Here is a 16,648-nt window from a genome sequence, read left to right as displayed (position 1 = left end):
AGATTGCCGGGCTCTGACACCCAGGGCCGGCCACGGCGGCCACGGCCGCCGGTCTGGCGGATGGCGGTAACCCACAGGTTGCCGCCATCGCCCGCCCGCGCCCGGGCGAAACATTCCAGATTGGTCGATGGCGTTTCCGCCATCGCCTCGTGCCTGATATCGTCGATGGACATCCGGCCCGTATTCCTTCGTGTACTGCTCAAAAGAAGGTCTTCGCCGCAGCAGTGACCGCGTTGCCAAGTGCACCGCCGAAGACGATGAAGGCGACGGTGAAGAAGGCCGACAGCGCATAAACCACTTTGAGTTCGCCCGACGGACGCTCGAACTTGTCCTTGGCTTCATCGAACCACATGACCTTGACGACGCGAATGTAATAATAGGCGCCGACAACCGAGCCGATCACACCGATAATGGCGAGCGGATAAAGCTTCGCTTCGATGGCGGCCAGGAACACGTAGTACTTGCCGAAGAAGCCGGCGAGCGGCGGAATGCCGGCAAGCGAGAACATCAGGATCGTCAGCACAACCGCCATGAAGGGATTGGAAGACGAAAGACCGGCGAGATCTTCGACATTCTCGACATTGCCGATTTCCTTGCGGCGCATGGCGAGGATGCAGGCGAAGGTGCCAAGCGTCATGACCATGTAGACGGCCATATAAAGGATAACGCCAGCAACACCAGCCTGCGTGCCAGCAGCAAGGCCGACCAGCGCATAACCCATGTGACCGATGGAGGAATAGGCCATCAGGCGCTTGATGTTCTTCTGGCCGATTGCGGCGAAGGAACCGAGCAGCATGGACGCGATGGAGATGAAGACGACGATCTGCTGCCAGTCGGCAAAGACCGGCTGGAAGGCCTCGATGACGATGCGGACGAGGATCGCCATCGCGCCGATCTTCGGTGCGGCCGAGAGGAAGGCCGTAACCGGGGTCGGCGCGCCTTCATAAACGTCCGGCGTCCACATGTGGAACGGAACGGCGGAAATCTTGAATGCCAGACCGGCCAGCACGAAGACCAGACCGAAAACGAGACCGAGCGAACGGGTTTCCGAGGCCAGAACCTGGGCGATTTCGGTAAAGCCGGTATTGCCGGTGAAGCCGTAGACCAGCGACATGCCGTAAAGCAGCATGCCGGAAGAGAGCGCACCGAGAACGAAGTATTTCAGGCCCGCTTCCGTGGAACGCAGGCTCTCGCGGTTGATGGCGCAGACGACATAAAGCGCCAGCGACTGCAGTTCCAGTGCCATGTAGAGCGAGATCAGGTTATTGGCCGAGATCATCAGCAGGATGCCGAGCGTCGCGAGAACCAGCAGCACCGGATATTCGAAACGGCCGATCGGTTCGAAGCGTCCCTGGCCAACGGCCAGGATCATGGCGGTGATGGAGCCGATCAGCGCCAGCACCTTCATGAAGTTACCGAAGGCATCGGCGATGTAGACACCGCCGAAAGCCACACCCGATGCAGGGGCAAAGATGATCCAGAGACCGACGACGAGCAGGAGGGCAACGGCAAGGCCGGTGACCGTCGTCGTCGACTTGTCGCCCGAGAAGACGCCAATCATGAGCAGCGCCAGCGCGCCGATCGCGAGGATCAGCTCGGGCGTCGCAATGTGCAGACTGGCAAAAAGGATTTCAGCGGTCATGTCCAACGGGTCCTGTCGTCAATTCATAGTGAGCGCAACATTTTGCGCCGCCTGCAATGCAGCCGTATAGTTGTTTACCAGAAGATCGACCGATGCGGCTGTCGCATCGAACACCGGAGCCGGATAGACGCCGAAGAAGATGGTCAGCACAACCAGCGGATAAAGGATGACCTTTTCGCGGGTCGAGAGATCGAGCAGGCTCTTCAGGCTTTCCTTCTCTAGCGCACCGAAGATCACGCGGCGATAAAGCCACAGCGCATAAGCGGCCGAGAGAATGACACCGGTGGCGGCAAACAGCGCAACCAGCGTGTTGGCGCGGAAGACACCGACCAGCGTCAGGAATTCACCGATGAAGCCGGACGTGCCGGGCAGACCTACATTGGCCATGGTGAAGATCATGAAGGCGACCGCATATTTCGGCATGTTGTTGACGAGACCGCCATAGGCCGCGATTTCGCGGGTATGCAGACGGTCGTAAACAACGCCGACGCAGAGGAAGAGCGCGCCCGAGACGATACCGTGCGACAGCATCTGGAAGATCGCGCCTTGCACGCCCTGAACGTTGGCGGCGAAGATACCCATCGTGACGTAACCCATGTGGGCAACAGACGAGTAGGCAATCAGCTTCTTGATGTCGTCCTGCATCATCGCCACCAGCGAGGTGTAGATGATGGCGAGAACCGACAGCGTAAAGACGAAAGGTGCGAAATAGTCCGACGCCAGCGGGAACATCGACAGCGAGAAGCGGATGAAACCGTAACCGCCGAGCTTCAGCATGACGCCAGCCAGAATGACCGAACCTGCGGTCGGGGCCTGAACGTGGGCATCCGGCAGCCAGGTGTGCACCGGCCACATCGGCATCTTGACCGAGAAGGCGGCAAAACAGGCGAGCCACAGCCAGGTCTGCATGCCGGCCGGGAAGCCGTACTTCAGCAGTTCCGTCATATCGGTCGTGCCGGCCTGCCAGTACATGGCCATGATCGCGAGCATGGTCAGAACCGAGCCGAGAAGCGTGTAGAGGAAGAACTTGTAGGAGGCGTAAACGCGATCCTTGCCGCCCCACACGCCGATGATGATGAACATCGGGATCAGCGTCGCTTCGAAGAAGACGTAGAAGAGAACGGTATCCAGCGCCACGAAGACGCCGATCATGACAACTTCCAGCAGCAGGAAGGCGATCATGTATTCCTTGATGCGCTTCTCGACCGAATCCCAGCTTGCCAGCACGCAGAAAGGCATGAGGAAAGTGGTGAGGATAACGAAGAGCATGGAGATGCCATCGACGCCGAGATGATAGGCGGCGATGTTGCCGAACCATTCATGCTTCTCGACCATCTGGAAGCCGGGGTTCGAATTGTCGAAATCGATCCAGATGAACAACGACACGATGAAAGTGAAAACGGTCGTCAGCAGCGAGACATTGAGAATGTTGCGGCGACCATAGGGGCCGTTCTCATTCGTCAGAAGTAGGAGCACCACGCCGACGAGCGGCAGAAAGGTGACCGTTGAAAGAATGGGCCAATCGGTCATCAGAGGGCACTCCCGAGCATCATCCAGGTGACAAGCGCCGCGATGCCGATCAGCATCGCAAAGGCATAATGATAGAGGTAACCGGATTGCAGGCGGACCATGCGGTTGGTCACGTCAACCACACGCGCTGCAATGCCGTTGGGTCCATAGTGGTCGATGACGGCGACGTCGCCCTTCTTCCACAGGAAGCGGCCGAGCGCCTTCGCGGAACGAACGAAGAGGAAGTCATAGAGTTCGTCGAAATACCACTTGTTGAGAAGGAACTGGTAGAGGCCACGATGGGTCTCGGCCAGACGCTTCGGCGTCTCAGGCGACTTGATGTACATGTACCAGGCGGTCACGAAACCAAGGGCCATGGCGAAGAACGGGCTCCATTTCACCCACAGCGGAACATGGTGGAACTCTTCGAGGATCTCGTTTTCCGGGAGCGTGAAGAGAGCGCCCTTCCAGAATTCGGCATATTCGTGGCCGAAGAAGTAACCTTCGAAGGCAACACCGGCGAAGATCGCGCCAACGGTGAGGATGAAGAGCGGGATCAGCATGACCATCGGCGACTCATGCACATGGTGCATGACGTCGGCAGACGCACGCGGCTTGCCGAAGAAGGTCATGAAGGCCAGACGCCAGGAATAGAAGCTGGTGAACAGCGCGGCGATGACCAGCAGCGTGAAGGCGAAACCAGACAGAACCGAATGCGAGGCATAAGCGGATTCGATGATGACGTCCTTCGAGAAGAAGCCGGCAAAACCGATCATCGTTCCCGGGATACCAACGCCGGTCAGCGCCAGCGTGCCGACAGTCATGGTCCAGAAGGTGATGGGGATATGCTCGCGCAGACCGCCCATGTAACGCATGTCCTGCTCGCCATCGACGGCGTGGATCACAGAGCCGGCGCACAAGAACAGCAGGGCCTTGAAGAAGGCGTGCGTGAAGAGGTGGAACACGGCAGCACCGTAAGCACCGACGCCAAGCGCCACGAACATGTAACCGAGCTGCGAGCAGGTCGAATAGGCGATAACGCGCTTGATGTCGTTCTGCACCAGACCGACGGTCGCCGCGAAGAAGGCGGTGATCGCGCCGATCAGCGTCACGACGGTCAAGGCATCATGCGAGAGTTCAAAAAGCGGCGACATGCGGGCGACGAGAAAGACACCGGCGGTGACCATGGTTGCGGCATGAATAAGCGCCGAAACCGGGGTTGGGCCTTCCATCGCGTCCGGCAGCCAGGTGTGCAGCAGGAACTGCGCAGACTTACCCATGGCGCCCATGAAGAGCAGCAGGCAGACGCCCGTCATCGCATTGGCCTTGTCCAGCTGCATGCCGAACAGGTTGATGACGGTTTCGGTCGAGGCAGCGCCCTCAGCCGGCAGATAAGTGCCGGCGGCAGCAAAGATGGTTTCGAAGTTGATCGAGCCGAACAGCACGAAGACGCCGGAGATGCCGAGGATGAAGCCGAAGTCACCGACGCGGTTGACGATGAAGGCCTTCATCGCGGCAGCCGATGCGGACGGCTTCTTGAACCAGAAGCCGATCAGCAGATAGGACGCCAGACCCACGCCTTCCCAGCCGAAGAACATCTGCAGCAGGTTGTCGGAAGTCACCAGCATCAGCATTGCGAAGGTGAAAAGCGAGAGATAGGCGAAGAAGCGCGGACGATGCGGATCGTGGTGCATGTATCCGATCGAATAGAGGTGCACCAGCGTCGAGACGGTGTTGACCACGACGAACATGACGGCCGTCAGCGTGTCGATGCGGAACGCCCATTCGACGTCGATACCGCCCGACTGGATCCAGCGCAGCACGGTGACCTTGATCACCTCGCCCGGCTCGCCATGGGCGAGTGCGACGTTGAAGAACACGATCCAGGACAGGATGGCAACCACGATCATCAGACCGGTGGTGACATATTCCGATGCCTTGGCGCCGATGGAGCGGCCGAAGAGGCCCGCAATCAGGAAGCCGATCAGTGGAAGAAAGACGATAGCCTTGTAGATCATAGCTTTATCAGCCCTTCATCATATTGACGTCTTCCACGGCGATCGATCCGCGGTTGCGGTAGAAGACAACGAGTATTGCAAGACCGATCGCCGCTTCAGCGGCTGCAACGGTCAGAATGAACAGGGCGAAGACCTGGCCGACGATATCGTTCAGGAATGCCGAGAAGGCCACCATGTTGATGTTGACCGCGAGCAAAATGAGTTCGATCGACATCAGGATGACGATGACGTTCTTCCGGTTGAGGAAGATGCCGAAGACGCCGATCGTAAAGAGGATCGCGCTGACCGTCAGGTAGTGGGAAAGACCGATTTCCATATTCTGTTTCCTTGGATCCGTTCGCGCCTCAGATGCCCTGGCCCGGCTTGACCTTGACCGTGGTAACCGCGGTCTTGGGGTCACGGCCGACCTGCGTGGCAATGTCCTGCCGCTTGATGTCGGTGCGATGACGCAGCGTCAGCACGATGGCGCCGATCATGGCCACAAGCAGCACGAGGCCGGCGAGCTGGAAGAAGTAGACGTAATTGGTATAGAGCACGTCACCGAGCGCGGCCGTATTGGTGCGTTCGGCAACCGGCGGGATCGGCATGGTGATGGACTTGGCCGCCTGCGGGTTGAGCACGCTGCCGCCCACGACGACGATCAGCTCAGCCGCAAGAATGACGCCGATCAGCGCGCCAACAGGCGCATATTGCAGCACGCCGGAGCGAAGCTCGGCGAAATCCACATCCAGCATCATGACGACGAAGAGGAAGAGCACCGCCACGGCGCCGACATAAACCACCAGCAGGATCATGCCGAGGAATTCGGCTCCCGTCAGCAGGAACAGCGCAGCTGCGTTGAAGAAGGTCAGGATCAGAAACAGCACCGAATGAACAGGGTTCTTCGATGCGATGACCATGAACGCAGACGCCACGGCGACGAAAGCGAATATATAAAAGAATACAGCGTGCAGACCCATTTTGGTGCCTTCTTGTCCTCATCGGGAGAAATGGCCGGAAGCCCCCTCGCCCGTTTCGTCCCCGCCGGCGAAAACCGCGCAGGCATTTTACTTTTCATCGCTCTCCGGGGTTGCTCCCCGGAAAGACGGTTGCACCTTAACGGTAAGGTGCATCCAGTGCGAGGTTGCGCGCGATTTCACGCTCCCAGCGGTCGCCATTGTCGAGAAGCTTCTGCTTGTCGAAATAAAGCTCTTCGCGGGTTTCCGTCGCGAATTCGAAGTTCGGGCCCTCGACGATGGCGTCCACCGGGCAGGCTTCCTGGCAGAAGCCGCAATAGATGCACTTCACCATGTCGATATCGTAACGCACCGTGCGGCGGGTGCCGTCGTTGCGACGCGGGCCGGCTTCGATGGTGATCGCCTGAGCAGGACAGATCGCCTCACACAGCTTGCAGGCGATGCAGCGTTCTTCACCGTTCGGATAACGGCGCAGCGCGTGTTCACCACGGAAGCGCGGCGAGACCGGACCCTTCTCGAAAGGATAGTTGATCGTCGCCTTCTGCTTGAAGAAGTGACGCATGGTTAGGAAGATCGCGCCGACGAATTCCTTGAGGAACAGCGAGTTGACGGCTTGGGAGAGGCTTGCCATCTCAGTCTCCAGATCTTTGAGCGAGGAGTTCAGACATCAACCGGCCCACCCCGTCAGCTTCAATACGAATGCAACAATAACGACCATGGCGAGCGACAGCGGCAGGAACACCTTCCAGCCAAGGCGCATGAGCTGGTCATAGCGGTAACGCGGAACGAAGGCCTTCACCAGAGCGAACATGAAGAAGACCATGCAGCCCTTGATGGCGAACCAGACGATGCCCGGAACCCAGTTCAGGAACCATACATCGACGATCGGCAGCCAGCCGCCAAGGAACAGGATGGTCGTCAGGCAGCAGATCAGAACGATCGCAGCATATTCACCGAGCATGAACATCATGTACGGCGTGGAGCCATATTCCACCATGTGACCGGCAACCAGTTCCGATTCCGCTTCCGGAAGGTCGAAGGGCGGACGGTTGGTTTCGGCGAGACCCGAAATGAAGAACACGATGAACATCGGGAACAGCGACAGCCAGTGCCAGTCAAGGAACGATGCCGGCAGGCCGAGCATGGTGCCGAGGCCGGTACGCTGCGCCAGAACGATATCCGTGAGGTTCAGCGAACCAACGCAAAGCAGAACGGTGACGATGACGAGACCGATCGAGACTTCGTAGGACACCATCTGTGCCGCCGAACGCAGCGCGCCGAGGAACGGATATTTCGAGTTCGAAGCCCAGCCGCCCATGATGATGCCGTACACTTCAAGCGACGAGATCGCGAAGATGTAGAGAATGCCGACATTGATATTGGCGACGACCCAGCCTTCATTGAAGGGAATGACGGCATAGGTGGCGAGCGCCAGCGTCACGGCAACCAGCGGCGCCAGCAGGAAGACCGCCTTGTTGGCGCCGGCCGGAATGACGGGCTCCTTCAGGATGAACTTCAAGAGGTCAGCGAAGGACTGGAAAAGACCGAAGGGACCAACGACGTTCGGACCACGGCGCAGCTGTACGGCCGCCCAGACCTTGCGGTCAGCAAGCAGCAGGAAGGCGATGGCCACCAGAAGGCAAACGAGAAGCAGCAGGGACTGGCCGACCATGATCAGCGCGGGCCAGACGTAGCTCCAGAAAAACGATTCCATAATCCCCTACCCTTACTCTGCCGCAGCCTGGAAATTGTTGCGGGCCAATGCGGAGCACTCGGCCATGACGGCAGAGGCGCGCGCAATCGGGTTCGTCAAATAAAAGTCTTTTACCGGCGAAGCAAACGCCGACTTCACGAGCGAGCCGGTTTTAGCAGCCAGAGCCTCGATATCCGAAGCCTTGCCGGCAACGATCTCGTCGGTTTCCGCCAGATGCGGATGAGCGACGTAGAGCTGGCCGCGCAGGGCAGACAGCGAATCGAACGGCAGCTTCTTGCCGAGGACGTCGGACAGCGCACGCAGGATCGCCCAGTCTTCGCGGGCCTCGCCCGGTGCGAAACCGGCACGGTTGCCAAGCTGGACGCGGCCTTCGGTGTTGACCCAGATACCGGACTTCTCGGTATAGGCCGCACCCGGAAGGATGACGTCGGCGTTCATTGCACCCTGATCGCCATGGCTGCCGATATAGACGGTGAACTTCGCGCCCTTATTCGACAGGTCGAGTTCATCGGCGCCGAGCAGGAAGAGAACATCCATCGAGGCGACCATGTCTGCTGCAGCAACACCGCCCTCCCCCGGCACGAAGCCGATATCGAGACCACCAACGCGGGCAGCGGCAGTGTGCAGGACCGAGAAGCCATTCCACTCTTCGGTGACAGCGCCGACGGAGGTCGCGAGCTTGGCAGCGGCGGCAAGAACGGCAGCGCCATCAGCACGGGACAATGCGCCCTGACCGATGATGATCAGCGGATTCTTGGCGGACTTCAGCTTGTCAACGAAGCTGTGCGAACCATTGGCGAGATCGGACAGTGTTTCAGCGCCCGAGCCGAGATATTCGTAATTGTAACGCAGCTCACCGGCTTCACCGATCACACCGATCGGGAAACCGCCGCGACGCCAGCGCTTGCGGATGCGGGCGTTGAGGACAGCTGCTTCGTAACGCGGGTTGGAGCCAACGATCAGCAGGGCGTCCGCCTGTTCGATACCTTCGATGGTGGAATTGAACAGGTAGCTGGCGCGGCCGAGCGACGGGTCAAGCGCTGCGCCATCCTGGCGGCAATCAACATTGGCCGAGCCGAGCGAAGCGAGAAGCGACTTCAGCGCGAACATTTCTTCGACGGACGACAGATCGCCGGCAATCGCGCCGATCTTGTTGCCTGAGGTCGCAGCCACAGCCTGCTTGATCGCACCGAAGGCTTCGCCCCAGGTTGCGGGCTGCAGGCGGCCATCCTTGCGGACGTAAGGCCGGTCGAGGCGCTGAGTCTTCAGGCCATCCCAGATGAAGCGGCTCTTGTCGGAAATCCACTCTTCGTTGATGGCCTCGTTGACACGCGGCATGACACGCATGACTTCGCGGCCGCGGGTATCGACGCGGATGGCCGAACCGAGCGCATCCATCACGTCGATGGTTTCGGTCTTGTTCAGTTCCCACGGACGGGCCGTGAAGGCGAAAGGCTTGGAGGTGAGCGCGCCGACGGGGCAAAGGTCAACGACGTTACCCTGCAGCTCCGAGGTCATCGCCTGCTCGAGATAGGTGGTGATTTCGGCATCTTCGCCACGGCCGATGAGGCCGAGTTCGGCAATGCCAGCCACTTCCGTGGTGAAACGGACGCAGCGCGTGCAGTGAATGCAGCGGTTCATGACCGTCTTGACGAGCGGTCCGATATATTTGTCTTCAACCGCGCGCTTGTTTTCCGCATAACGCGAACCGGCGATACCGAAGGCCATGGCCTGGTCCTGCAGGTCGCATTCGCCGCCCTGGTCGCAGATCGGGCAATCCAGCGGATGGTTGATGAGCAGGAATTCCATCACGCCTTCGCGGGCCTTCTTGACCATCGGCGTGTTGGTGAAAACCTCAGGCAATTCGCCGTTCGGGCCGCCGCGAACGTCGCGCACGCCCATGGCGCAGGAAGCGGCCGGCTTCGGCGGTCCGCCCTTTACCTCGATGAGACACATGCGGCAGTTACCCGCGACCGACAAGCGCTCATGAAAACAAAAGCGCGGAACTTCGGCGCCAGCCTCCTCGCACGCCTGCAACAGCGTGAAATGATCCGGAACCTCGATCTCTTTACCGTCAACCTTGAGCTTTGCCATGGTTCTACTTACGTCCTGTTGCCTGTTCGTCCCATGTCTCACACGGTCCGCAACAAATCCTTAATCACGCCCGGCACTCTTAATCATCTGCCAGGCGCTTCATGGTGTCGCGAGGCCGGAAATTCCGGCTACGCTCGAAGCCTCAACGCTTATTCAGCGGCTTCCAGAACAGCGCCATCATCCATGGCCCTGTAGGTATATTGGTCGATGCGCTTTTCGATTTCCGGACGGAAATTGCGGATCAGCGCCTGTACCGGCCATGCTGCGGCGTCGCCGAGCGCACAGATGGTGTGGCCTTCGATCTGCTTCGTCACTTCAAACAGCATGTCGATTTCGCGCTTCTGCGCATTGCCCTTAACCATGCGCTCCAGCACGCGCCACATCCAGCCCGTGCCTTCACGGCATGGCGTGCACTGGCCGCAGCTTTCATGCTTGAAGAAGGCAGCGATGCGGGCAATCGCCTTGATGACGTCGGTGGACTTGTCCATGACGATCATGCCGCCGGTGCCGAAGGAGGATTTCACTTCGCGCATGCCGTCGAAATCCATGATGGCGTCCTTCATGTCCTCACCGCGCACGATGGGGCAGGAAGCGCCGCCGGGGATGACGCCGAGCAGATTGTCCCAGCCGCCACGAATGCCACCGCAATGGTGTTCGATCAGTTCGCGGAAGGACAGGCCGAGCGCGTCTTCGAAGGTGCAGGGACGCTCAACATGGCCGGAGACCATGAACAGCTTGGTGCCGACGTTGTTGGGACGGCCGATGGACGAGAACCAGGCAGCGCCGCGGCGCAGAATGGTCGGGGCAACCGCGATCGATTCAACGTTGTTGACGGTCGTCGGGCAGCCGTAAAGACCCATATTGGCCGGGAACGGCGGCTTCAGACGCGGCTGGCCCTTTTTGCCTTCAAGGCTTTCGAGCAGTGCCGTCTCTTCGCCGCAGATATAAGCGCCCGCGCCGTGATGCACGTAGATGTCGAAATCCCAGCCATTCTTGTTGTTACCGCCGAGCAGACCGGCATCGTAACATTCGTCGATGGCCGCCTGAAGAGCCTCACGTTCGCGCATATATTCGCCGCGAACATAGATGTAAGCGGTGTGCGCGCCCATGGCGAAACCGGCGATCACGCAGCCTTCGATCAGCGTGTGCGGATCGTTGCGCAGGATTTCGCGGTCCTTGCAGGTGCCGGGCTCGGATTCATCGGCGTTAACGACGAGATAATGCGGACGGCCGTCATTTTCCTTCGGCATGAAGGACCACTTGAGACCCGTCGGGAAGCCAGCGCCGCCGCGACCGCGAAGGCCCGAAGCCTTCATCTCGTTGATGATCCAGTCACGGCCCTTTTCGATGATCTGCTTGGTGCCGTCCCAGTGGCCGCGCGCCAGCACGCCTTTCAGGGACTTGTCCTTGAGGCCGTAGAGATTGGTAAAGATGCGATCCTGATCTTTTAACATGCTTCACCTCTTACCGCGGCTTCTTGCCGAAGACCCTGATATACTCGGCTTCGCCACCCTTGGCGAGCGCCTCGGCCTGCTTGACCCAGTCATCACGGCCGATACGGCCCTTGAAATTCAGATATCCATCGACCCAGTCGCATTCGGCCTGCTTCCAGCCGGCGATCTGCGCATAGGTGAAGATGCCGAGCTCGTTCAGCGTACCCTCAATCTTGGGGCCGACGCCGGAAATGAGCTTCAGGTCATCAGGGGCAGCTGGCTTTTCGATGCCTGCCGGACGATCCGCGGAATCCAGCGACGGCTTTGATGCTGCCGCTTCCTTGCCGACCGATTCCTTTTCGCGAGCCTTTGCGTTTTCAGCAGCAGCCTTGGGCTCGTTGGCCGGCGTCTTCAGCTTCGGATCGGTTTCCGGCGCATCCGTCTTCGGCTTGGCGGCGTTGGACGGCGGAACCTGTGCGGCATCCGCTGGCACTTCAGCCGGCTTGTCGAGATTGGAACGGTCAGGCTTGATCTCTTCCGTCAGGGTCGTCAGGCCGCCAACGGGGACGGACTGGTGACGGTCGATCTGGGGGCCTGTCTTGACGGTGTCGCCCTTGCCTGCCTCGAAAGCATCGATGATCTCTTCCAGACGCTCGGGCGTCAGGTCTTCATAGGCATCCTTGAAGATGATGACCATCGGCGCGTTGACGCAGGCGCCCTGACATTCCACCTCTTCCCAGGAAAGCGTGCCGCTCTCATTGGTGTGCAGCGGATCGTGATGGATCTTCTTGCGGCAGACATCCATCAGCGCTTCGGAGCCGCGCAGCATGCAGGGCGTGGTGCCGCAGACCTGAACGTGGGCACGCGTGCCGACCGGCTTCAGCTGGAACTGCGTATAGAAGGTCGCAACTTCAAGAACACGGATATAGGCCATGTCCAGCATGTCTGCGACTTTTTCGATGGCGGCGCGGGTAACCCAGCCATCCTGCTCCTGGGCACGCATGAGCAGCGGGATGACCGCTGATTGCTGGCGTCCCTCGGGATATTTCTTGATCGTCTTTTCCGCCCATGCGGTGTTTTCCGCGTTGAAGGCAAATGCCACGGGCTGGAACTGATCTTCGGCTAGTCGACGAACGGACATACTTCCTCACGCCTTTTCAGTTTAACGTCTCACACCGCGATCTCGCCACCGTGACGAATTCGCAGGCATAAGCCGCCTTGTCTTTTTGCATGAACACGATGAACTTGCTGCCATTGGGAACCGAGGCCTTTATCTCGTATCCCGACGACAGAAGCTGCTTGATGGTCGAGGAGCCGCCGCTCGACAGCGCTACAGCACCCTCGTCCGTTGCCGTCTGGGCAAGAACGGGTGCCGTCATCGCTGCGAGAAAAGCCGGAATGGCCAGCGGCAGACGCATCAGCGGTCGACCTCCCCGAACACGATGTCGAGAGAGCCGAGCACGGCTGTAACGTCGGCAAGCTGATGGCCCTTGCACAGAAAATCCATGGCCTGCAGATGGGCATAGCCCGGAGCGCGGATCTTGCAGCGGTAAGGCTTGTTGGAACCATCGGCAACCACATAGACGCCGAACTCGCCCTTTGGCGCTTCGACGGCGGCGTAAACTTCGCCAGCGGGAACGTGGTAACCTTCGGTGTAGAGCTTGAAGTGGTGGATCAGCGCTTCCATCGAACGCTTCATCTCACCGCGCTTGGGCGGAACCACCTTGCCATCCAGCGAGGAGACCGGGCCGATGCGGTGCTTGCCGGACAAAAGCTCGACGCACTGCTTCATGATCTTCACGGATTCGCGCATTTCCTGCATGCGGATCAGGTAACGATCATAGCAGTCGCCGTTCTTGCCAACAGGGATGTCGAATTCCAGATCGGAATAGCACTCATAAGGCTGCGAACGACGCAAATCCCAGGCAGCGCCGGAACCGCGAACCATCACGCCCGTAAAGCCCCAGGCAAAGGCATCTTCCAGCGAGACGACGCCGATATCGACGTTACGCTGCTTATAGATGCGGTTATCCGTCAGTAGGCCCTCGATATTGTCGAGGACGGTGATAAAGGGATCGCACCACTTGCCGATATCGTCAACCAGTTCCGGCGGCAGGTCCTGGTGGACGCCGCCCGGGCGGAAATAGGCCGAGTGCATGCGCGCGCCACAGGCGCGCTCATAAAACACCATCAGCTTTTCGCGCTCTTCGAAGCCCCAGACCGGCGGCGTCATCGCGCCCACGTCCATGGCCTGCGTGGTCACGTTCATGATGTGCGAGAGGATGCGGCCGATTTCCGAATAGAGAACGCGGATCAGCTGGCCGCGCATCGGGATTTCGAGGCCGAGCAGCTTTTCGACGGCGAGCGCGAAAGCGTGCTCCTGGTTCATCGGCGCGACGTAGTCGAGACGATCGAAGTAAGGAACGGCCTGCAGATAGGTCTTCGTCTCGATCAGCTTTTCGGTTCCGCGATGCAGAAGACCGATATGCGGATCAACGCGCTCGACGATTTCGCCGTCCAGTTCCAGAACCAGACGCAGCACGCCGTGCGCGGAGGGATGTTCCGGACCGAAGTTGATCGTGAAGTTGCGGACGTTATGCTCAGTCATTCTAGTGCTCCGCCGAGGTGATCATGGCGATGAATTCGGGGCCGGTCATGTTCTGCGTGATCTCAGCGAAGGAATAGCTCGAAGGCTTTTCATCCGTGAAAATCTGCGACGCGAACCTGAAACTGGAAGGGTTGTCAAAAGCCTGCAGCGACACGGCAAAATGCTTGCCATCCTTGGAACGCCACATCAGCGTGCTGCCGCAATTCTTGCAGAAGCAGCGCTCGCCCCACTCCGACGAGGAATAGACGCCGAGGCTCTCTTCGTTTTCGACGGAGATATCAGCGCATTCGACGGCCAGAAACGCGCCGCCGGACCAGCGGCGGCACATGGAGCAATGGCAAACGCCGAATTCGCGGGCGCCGATGACGGCCTCAAGGCCGACGGCGCCGCAAAGACATTGCCCATGCTCTGTCGCGGAGACCTGGCTCATTGCTTGGCCTTTTCGTCGCCAGGAAGAACGTAATCGGTCCCTTCCCAAGGGGAAAGGAAGTCGAAGTTACGGAATTCCTGCTTCAGCTCGACCGGCTCATAAAGCACGCGCTTCAGAACGTCATCGTAACGCACTTCAACAAACCCGGTAACCGGGAAATCCTTGCGCAGCGGGTGGCCTTCGAAACCGTAATCGGTGAGGATGCGGCGAAGGTCCGCATGGCCCTCAAACGGAATGCCATACATGTCCCAGGCTTCACGCTCGAACCACTCCGCGCCCATGTAGACGGAGGTCGCAGAAGGAACGCCCTCGTCCTCCTCCACCTGCAGCTTGACGCGGACGCGCAGATTCTGGCGCGGCGACAGCAGATGATAGACGACATCGAAACGCTTTTCGCGCTGCGGCCAGTCAACGCCGCAGATATCGATGATATTGACGAATCCGCACTGCACATCGTCGCGCAGGAAGGTCAGAAGCGCGATTACGCTTTCAGGCGTCGTGTTCAGCGTCAGCTCGCCATAGGCGATATCGGCCGACACCACGAGTGAACCGCGCGCTTCCTTAACGTAAGCAGCAAGATCGTTGAGAGCTTCGCTCATTCTAAATCCGTCCTTTGCCCTTAGCGCTCGATCGTACCGGTACGCCGGATCTTTTTCTGCAGCAGAAGCACGCCGTAAAGCAGCGCTTCAGCCGTGGGGGGACAGCCCGGAACGTAGATATCCACCGGCACGACGCGATCGCAGCCGCGCACGACGGCGTAGGAATAATGGTAATAACCGCCGCCATTGGCGCAGGAACCCATGGAGATGACGTAACGCGGCTCAGGCATCTGGTCATAGACCTTACGCAGAGCCGGAGCCATCTTGTTGGTCAGCGTGCCGGCGACGATCATCACGTCCGACTGGCGCGGCGAGGCGCGCGGGGCGACACCGAAGCGCTCCATGTCGTAACGCGGACCGGAAGCCTGCATCAGTCCTTCGACGGCGCAGCAGGCGAGGCCGAACTGCATCCACATCAGCGAGCCGGTACGGGCCCAGGTGATCAGTTCGTCAGTCGAGGTGACGAGGAAGCCCTTGTCGGCCAGCTCGTCGTTGATTTCCGTGAAGTAGGCATCGTTGCTGCCAACCGGCTTGCCGGTGGAGGGATCGATGATCCCCTTCGGCTGCGGCGCGACGAGCGTGCTGTTGTTCTGGCTCATGCCCATTCCAGCGCTCCCTTCTTCCACTCATAGATAAAGCCGATGGTGAGAACGAGGAGGAACACCATCATCGACCAGAAACCGAACCAGCCCATCTCACCGAAAGACACCGCCCATGGGAACAGGAACGCGACTTCAAGGTCAAAGATGATGAACAGAATCGACACCAGATAAAAGCGGATATCGAACTTCATGCGGGCATCGTCGAAGGCGTTGAAACCGCACTCGAAAGCAGAGAGCTTTTCCGGGTCCGGCGCCTTGTAAGCGACAGCGAAAGGCGCGATCAGAAGCGCCAGGCCGATGACAAGAGCGATACCGATGAATATTGCGATCGGAATGTAGGAACTGAGGAGTTCAGTCATGGTCTCTTCCCTGCCCGGCCGGGTGCCGGGCCTGCCTTTGTGACCTTAGTCTCAAAGAGCGGACAAATATGTTGCAACGCCAAAGTGGTTAGCGCAGCCGCGCCCTCTCTGCAAGAGTTTAGGCACCATTTCAAGACACCTGCCGCATTGATTGGCAACAATATTGCCGGAATTGACGCAAATTTGGGCCACATTTCCGACCTAAGCCCCTCAAATACAATAATAATCGATTGAAGGACGCAACCGCAAAAAAGTCACACGATTTTTACGCCCAAACGTTGGCGAAGTGACGATATCGGGAAATCGAAACTTGACTAATAAAAGCAGGAAAAATCCCGCGGGAAACGGCCGGAATCAGAGACCTGAATCGCTGAAGACAAAGCCGCGCAGACCGCGCATTGATTGTTCAGATGGAGACATTTCAAGAAGGAGAAATGGCGCGAGTGACGGGGCTCGAACCCGCGACCTCCGGCGTGACAGGCCGGCACTCTAACCGACTGAGCTACACCCGCGCTCCACAGACATTCATCTGCGTTTTTTCCGAGGAACAGGATGGCGCGAGTGACGGGGCTCGAACCCGCGACCTCCGGCGTGACAGGCCGGCACTCTAACCAACTGAGCTACACCCGCTTATCCTGACGGACAGAACCTTGGTTCCGCCGTACGAACCAGCCTCGGCTGTTC

Annotated in this window: 16 protein-coding genes, 2 tRNA genes and 1 pseudogene; all 19 read right to left on the bottom strand. The window is 59.2% G+C overall.

The window, feature by feature from the left end; translation table 11 throughout:
• Positions 1–173 (bottom strand): annotated as a pseudogene (locus tag DOU54_RS28270) (biotin--[acetyl-CoA-carboxylase] ligase); the annotation flags it as partial.
• Between the two features lie 26 nt (positions 174–199).
• A complete protein-coding gene (gene nuoN, locus DOU54_RS19195) occupies positions 200–1,642 on the bottom strand; it encodes an NADH-quinone oxidoreductase subunit NuoN (protein WP_022556035.1) in 1,443 nt (480 codons plus the stop codon).
• 18 nt (positions 1,643–1,660) lie between these two features.
• The gene (locus DOU54_RS19190; RefSeq protein ID WP_113381053.1) at positions 1,661–3,172 is read right to left on the bottom strand and encodes an NADH-quinone oxidoreductase subunit M; all 1,512 of its coding nucleotides are present in this window, start codon (positions 3,170–3,172) and stop codon (positions 1,661–1,663) included.
• A complete protein-coding gene (gene nuoL / locus DOU54_RS19185) occupies positions 3,172–5,169 on the bottom strand; it encodes an NADH-quinone oxidoreductase subunit L (protein WP_113381052.1) in 1,998 nt (665 codons plus the stop codon). The genes DOU54_RS19190 and nuoL overlap by 1 nt, the downstream gene beginning before the upstream one ends.
• Before the next feature lie 7 nt (positions 5,170–5,176).
• Positions 5,177–5,485, bottom strand: a complete 309-nt coding sequence (gene nuoK / locus DOU54_RS19180; protein WP_003521516.1) for an NADH-quinone oxidoreductase subunit NuoK — start codon at positions 5,483–5,485, stop codon at positions 5,177–5,179.
• Positions 5,486–5,513: 28 nt separating this feature from the next.
• The gene (locus tag DOU54_RS19175; protein ID WP_004441329.1) at positions 5,514–6,128 is read right to left on the bottom strand and encodes an NADH-quinone oxidoreductase subunit J; all 615 of its coding nucleotides are present in this window, start codon (positions 6,126–6,128) and stop codon (positions 5,514–5,516) included.
• A gap of 136 nt (positions 6,129–6,264) precedes the next feature.
• Positions 6,265–6,756, bottom strand: coding sequence for an NADH-quinone oxidoreductase subunit NuoI (gene nuoI / locus DOU54_RS19170; RefSeq protein ID WP_004441327.1), 492 nt, complete (start codon positions 6,754–6,756; stop codon positions 6,265–6,267).
• Between the two features lie 36 nt (positions 6,757–6,792).
• Positions 6,793–7,839: an NADH-quinone oxidoreductase subunit NuoH gene (gene nuoH / locus DOU54_RS19165; protein ID WP_004441324.1), complete on the bottom strand. Its 1,047-nt coding sequence runs from the start codon at positions 7,837–7,839 to the stop codon at positions 6,793–6,795.
• A gap of 12 nt (positions 7,840–7,851) precedes the next feature.
• A complete protein-coding gene (nuoG, locus tag DOU54_RS19160) occupies positions 7,852–9,933 on the bottom strand; it encodes an NADH-quinone oxidoreductase subunit NuoG (RefSeq protein WP_004441323.1) in 2,082 nt (693 codons plus the stop codon).
• A 149-nt stretch (positions 9,934–10,082) separates the two neighbouring features.
• Positions 10,083–11,387, bottom strand: a complete 1,305-nt coding sequence (gene nuoF, locus DOU54_RS19155; RefSeq protein ID WP_004441321.1) for an NADH-quinone oxidoreductase subunit NuoF — start codon at positions 11,385–11,387, stop codon at positions 10,083–10,085.
• A gap of 10 nt (positions 11,388–11,397) precedes the next feature.
• Positions 11,398–12,507, bottom strand: coding sequence for an NADH-quinone oxidoreductase subunit E (locus DOU54_RS19150; RefSeq protein WP_113381051.1), 1,110 nt, complete (start codon positions 12,505–12,507; stop codon positions 11,398–11,400).
• 16 nt (positions 12,508–12,523) lie between these two features.
• Entirely contained in the window at positions 12,524–12,784 is a 261-nt protein-coding gene (locus DOU54_RS19145) for a hypothetical protein (protein WP_006697991.1), read from the bottom strand.
• Positions 12,784–13,974: an NADH-quinone oxidoreductase subunit D gene (locus tag DOU54_RS19140; RefSeq protein WP_004441317.1), complete on the bottom strand. Its 1,191-nt coding sequence runs from the start codon at positions 13,972–13,974 to the stop codon at positions 12,784–12,786. The genes DOU54_RS19145 and DOU54_RS19140 overlap by 1 nt, the downstream gene beginning before the upstream one ends.
• 1 nt (position 13,975) lies before the next feature.
• On the bottom strand, positions 13,976–14,404 hold the full coding sequence (locus DOU54_RS19135; RefSeq protein ID WP_004441314.1) for a GFA family protein: 429 nt from the start codon (positions 14,402–14,404) through the stop codon (positions 13,976–13,978).
• Positions 14,401–15,003 (bottom strand): NADH-quinone oxidoreductase subunit C, encoded by a 603-nt coding sequence (locus DOU54_RS19130; protein ID WP_004441311.1) that lies wholly within the window; start codon positions 15,001–15,003, stop codon positions 14,401–14,403. Before DOU54_RS19130 ends, DOU54_RS19135 begins: the two co-directional genes overlap by 4 nt.
• A gap of 20 nt (positions 15,004–15,023) precedes the next feature.
• Positions 15,024–15,608, bottom strand: a complete 585-nt coding sequence (locus tag DOU54_RS19125; RefSeq protein WP_003496467.1) for a NuoB/complex I 20 kDa subunit family protein — start codon at positions 15,606–15,608, stop codon at positions 15,024–15,026.
• The gene (locus tag DOU54_RS19120; protein WP_003496469.1) at positions 15,599–15,964 is read right to left on the bottom strand and encodes an NADH-quinone oxidoreductase subunit A; all 366 of its coding nucleotides are present in this window, start codon (positions 15,962–15,964) and stop codon (positions 15,599–15,601) included. The genes DOU54_RS19125 and DOU54_RS19120 overlap by 10 nt, the downstream gene beginning before the upstream one ends.
• A 435-nt stretch (positions 15,965–16,399) precedes the next feature.
• Positions 16,400–16,476 (bottom strand) — tRNA-Asp (locus DOU54_RS19115).
• A gap of 41 nt (positions 16,477–16,517) precedes the next feature.
• Positions 16,518–16,594: transfer RNA gene (locus tag DOU54_RS19110), tRNA-Asp, on the bottom strand.
• Positions 16,595–16,648 lie beyond the last annotated feature (54 nt).

The organism is Agrobacterium sp. MS2 (assembly GCF_003261015.1).
Classification (GTDB): domain Bacteria; phylum Pseudomonadota; class Alphaproteobacteria; order Rhizobiales; family Rhizobiaceae; genus Agrobacterium; species Agrobacterium pusense.
Note: the sequence above shows the minus strand (reverse complement) of the source record. Positions and strands in the feature narration are given on the sequence as shown.

What these genes read in the sequence shown, in the direction of transcription:
- DOU54_RS19135 (WP_004441314.1), bottom strand. Translation starts at nt 14,404, where the DNA reads ATGAGCCAGGTCTCCGCGACAGAGCATGGGCAATGTCTTTGCGGCGCC.
- DOU54_RS19150 (WP_113381051.1), bottom strand. Translation starts at nt 12,507, where the DNA reads ATGTCCGTTCGTCGACTAGCCGAAGATCAGTTCCAGCCCGTGGCATTT.
- nuoL (WP_113381052.1), bottom strand. Translation starts at nt 5,169, where the DNA reads ATGATCTACAAGGCTATCGTCTTTCTTCCACTGATCGGCTTCCTGATT.
- nuoK (WP_003521516.1), bottom strand. Translation starts at nt 5,485, where the DNA reads ATGGAAATCGGTCTTTCCCACTACCTGACGGTCAGCGCGATCCTCTTT.
- DOU54_RS19175 (WP_004441329.1), bottom strand. Translation starts at nt 6,128, where the DNA reads ATGGGTCTGCACGCTGTATTCTTTTATATATTCGCTTTCGTCGCCGTG.
- nuoN (WP_022556035.1), bottom strand. Translation starts at nt 1,642, where the DNA reads ATGACCGCTGAAATCCTTTTTGCCAGTCTGCACATTGCGACGCCCGAG.
- DOU54_RS19145 (WP_006697991.1), bottom strand. Translation starts at nt 12,784, where the DNA reads ATGCGTCTGCCGCTGGCCATTCCGGCTTTTCTCGCAGCGATGACGGCA.
- DOU54_RS19140 (WP_004441317.1), bottom strand. Translation starts at nt 13,974, where the DNA reads ATGACTGAGCATAACGTCCGCAACTTCACGATCAACTTCGGTCCGGAA.
- nuoF (WP_004441321.1), bottom strand. Translation starts at nt 11,387, where the DNA reads ATGTTAAAAGATCAGGATCGCATCTTTACCAATCTCTACGGCCTCAAG.
- nuoG (WP_004441323.1), bottom strand. Translation starts at nt 9,933, where the DNA reads ATGGCAAAGCTCAAGGTTGACGGTAAAGAGATCGAGGTTCCGGATCAT.
- DOU54_RS19190 (WP_113381053.1), bottom strand. Translation starts at nt 3,172, where the DNA reads ATGACCGATTGGCCCATTCTTTCAACGGTCACCTTTCTGCCGCTCGTC.
- nuoH (WP_004441324.1), bottom strand. Translation starts at nt 7,839, where the DNA reads ATGGAATCGTTTTTCTGGAGCTACGTCTGGCCCGCGCTGATCATGGTC.
- DOU54_RS19130 (WP_004441311.1), bottom strand. Translation starts at nt 15,003, where the DNA reads ATGAGCGAAGCTCTCAACGATCTTGCTGCTTACGTTAAGGAAGCGCGC.
- DOU54_RS19120 (WP_003496469.1), bottom strand. Translation starts at nt 15,964, where the DNA reads ATGACTGAACTCCTCAGTTCCTACATTCCGATCGCAATATTCATCGGT.
- DOU54_RS19125 (WP_003496467.1), bottom strand. Translation starts at nt 15,608, where the DNA reads ATGGGCATGAGCCAGAACAACAGCACGCTCGTCGCGCCGCAGCCGAAG.
- nuoI (WP_004441327.1), bottom strand. Translation starts at nt 6,756, where the DNA reads ATGGCAAGCCTCTCCCAAGCCGTCAACTCGCTGTTCCTCAAGGAATTC.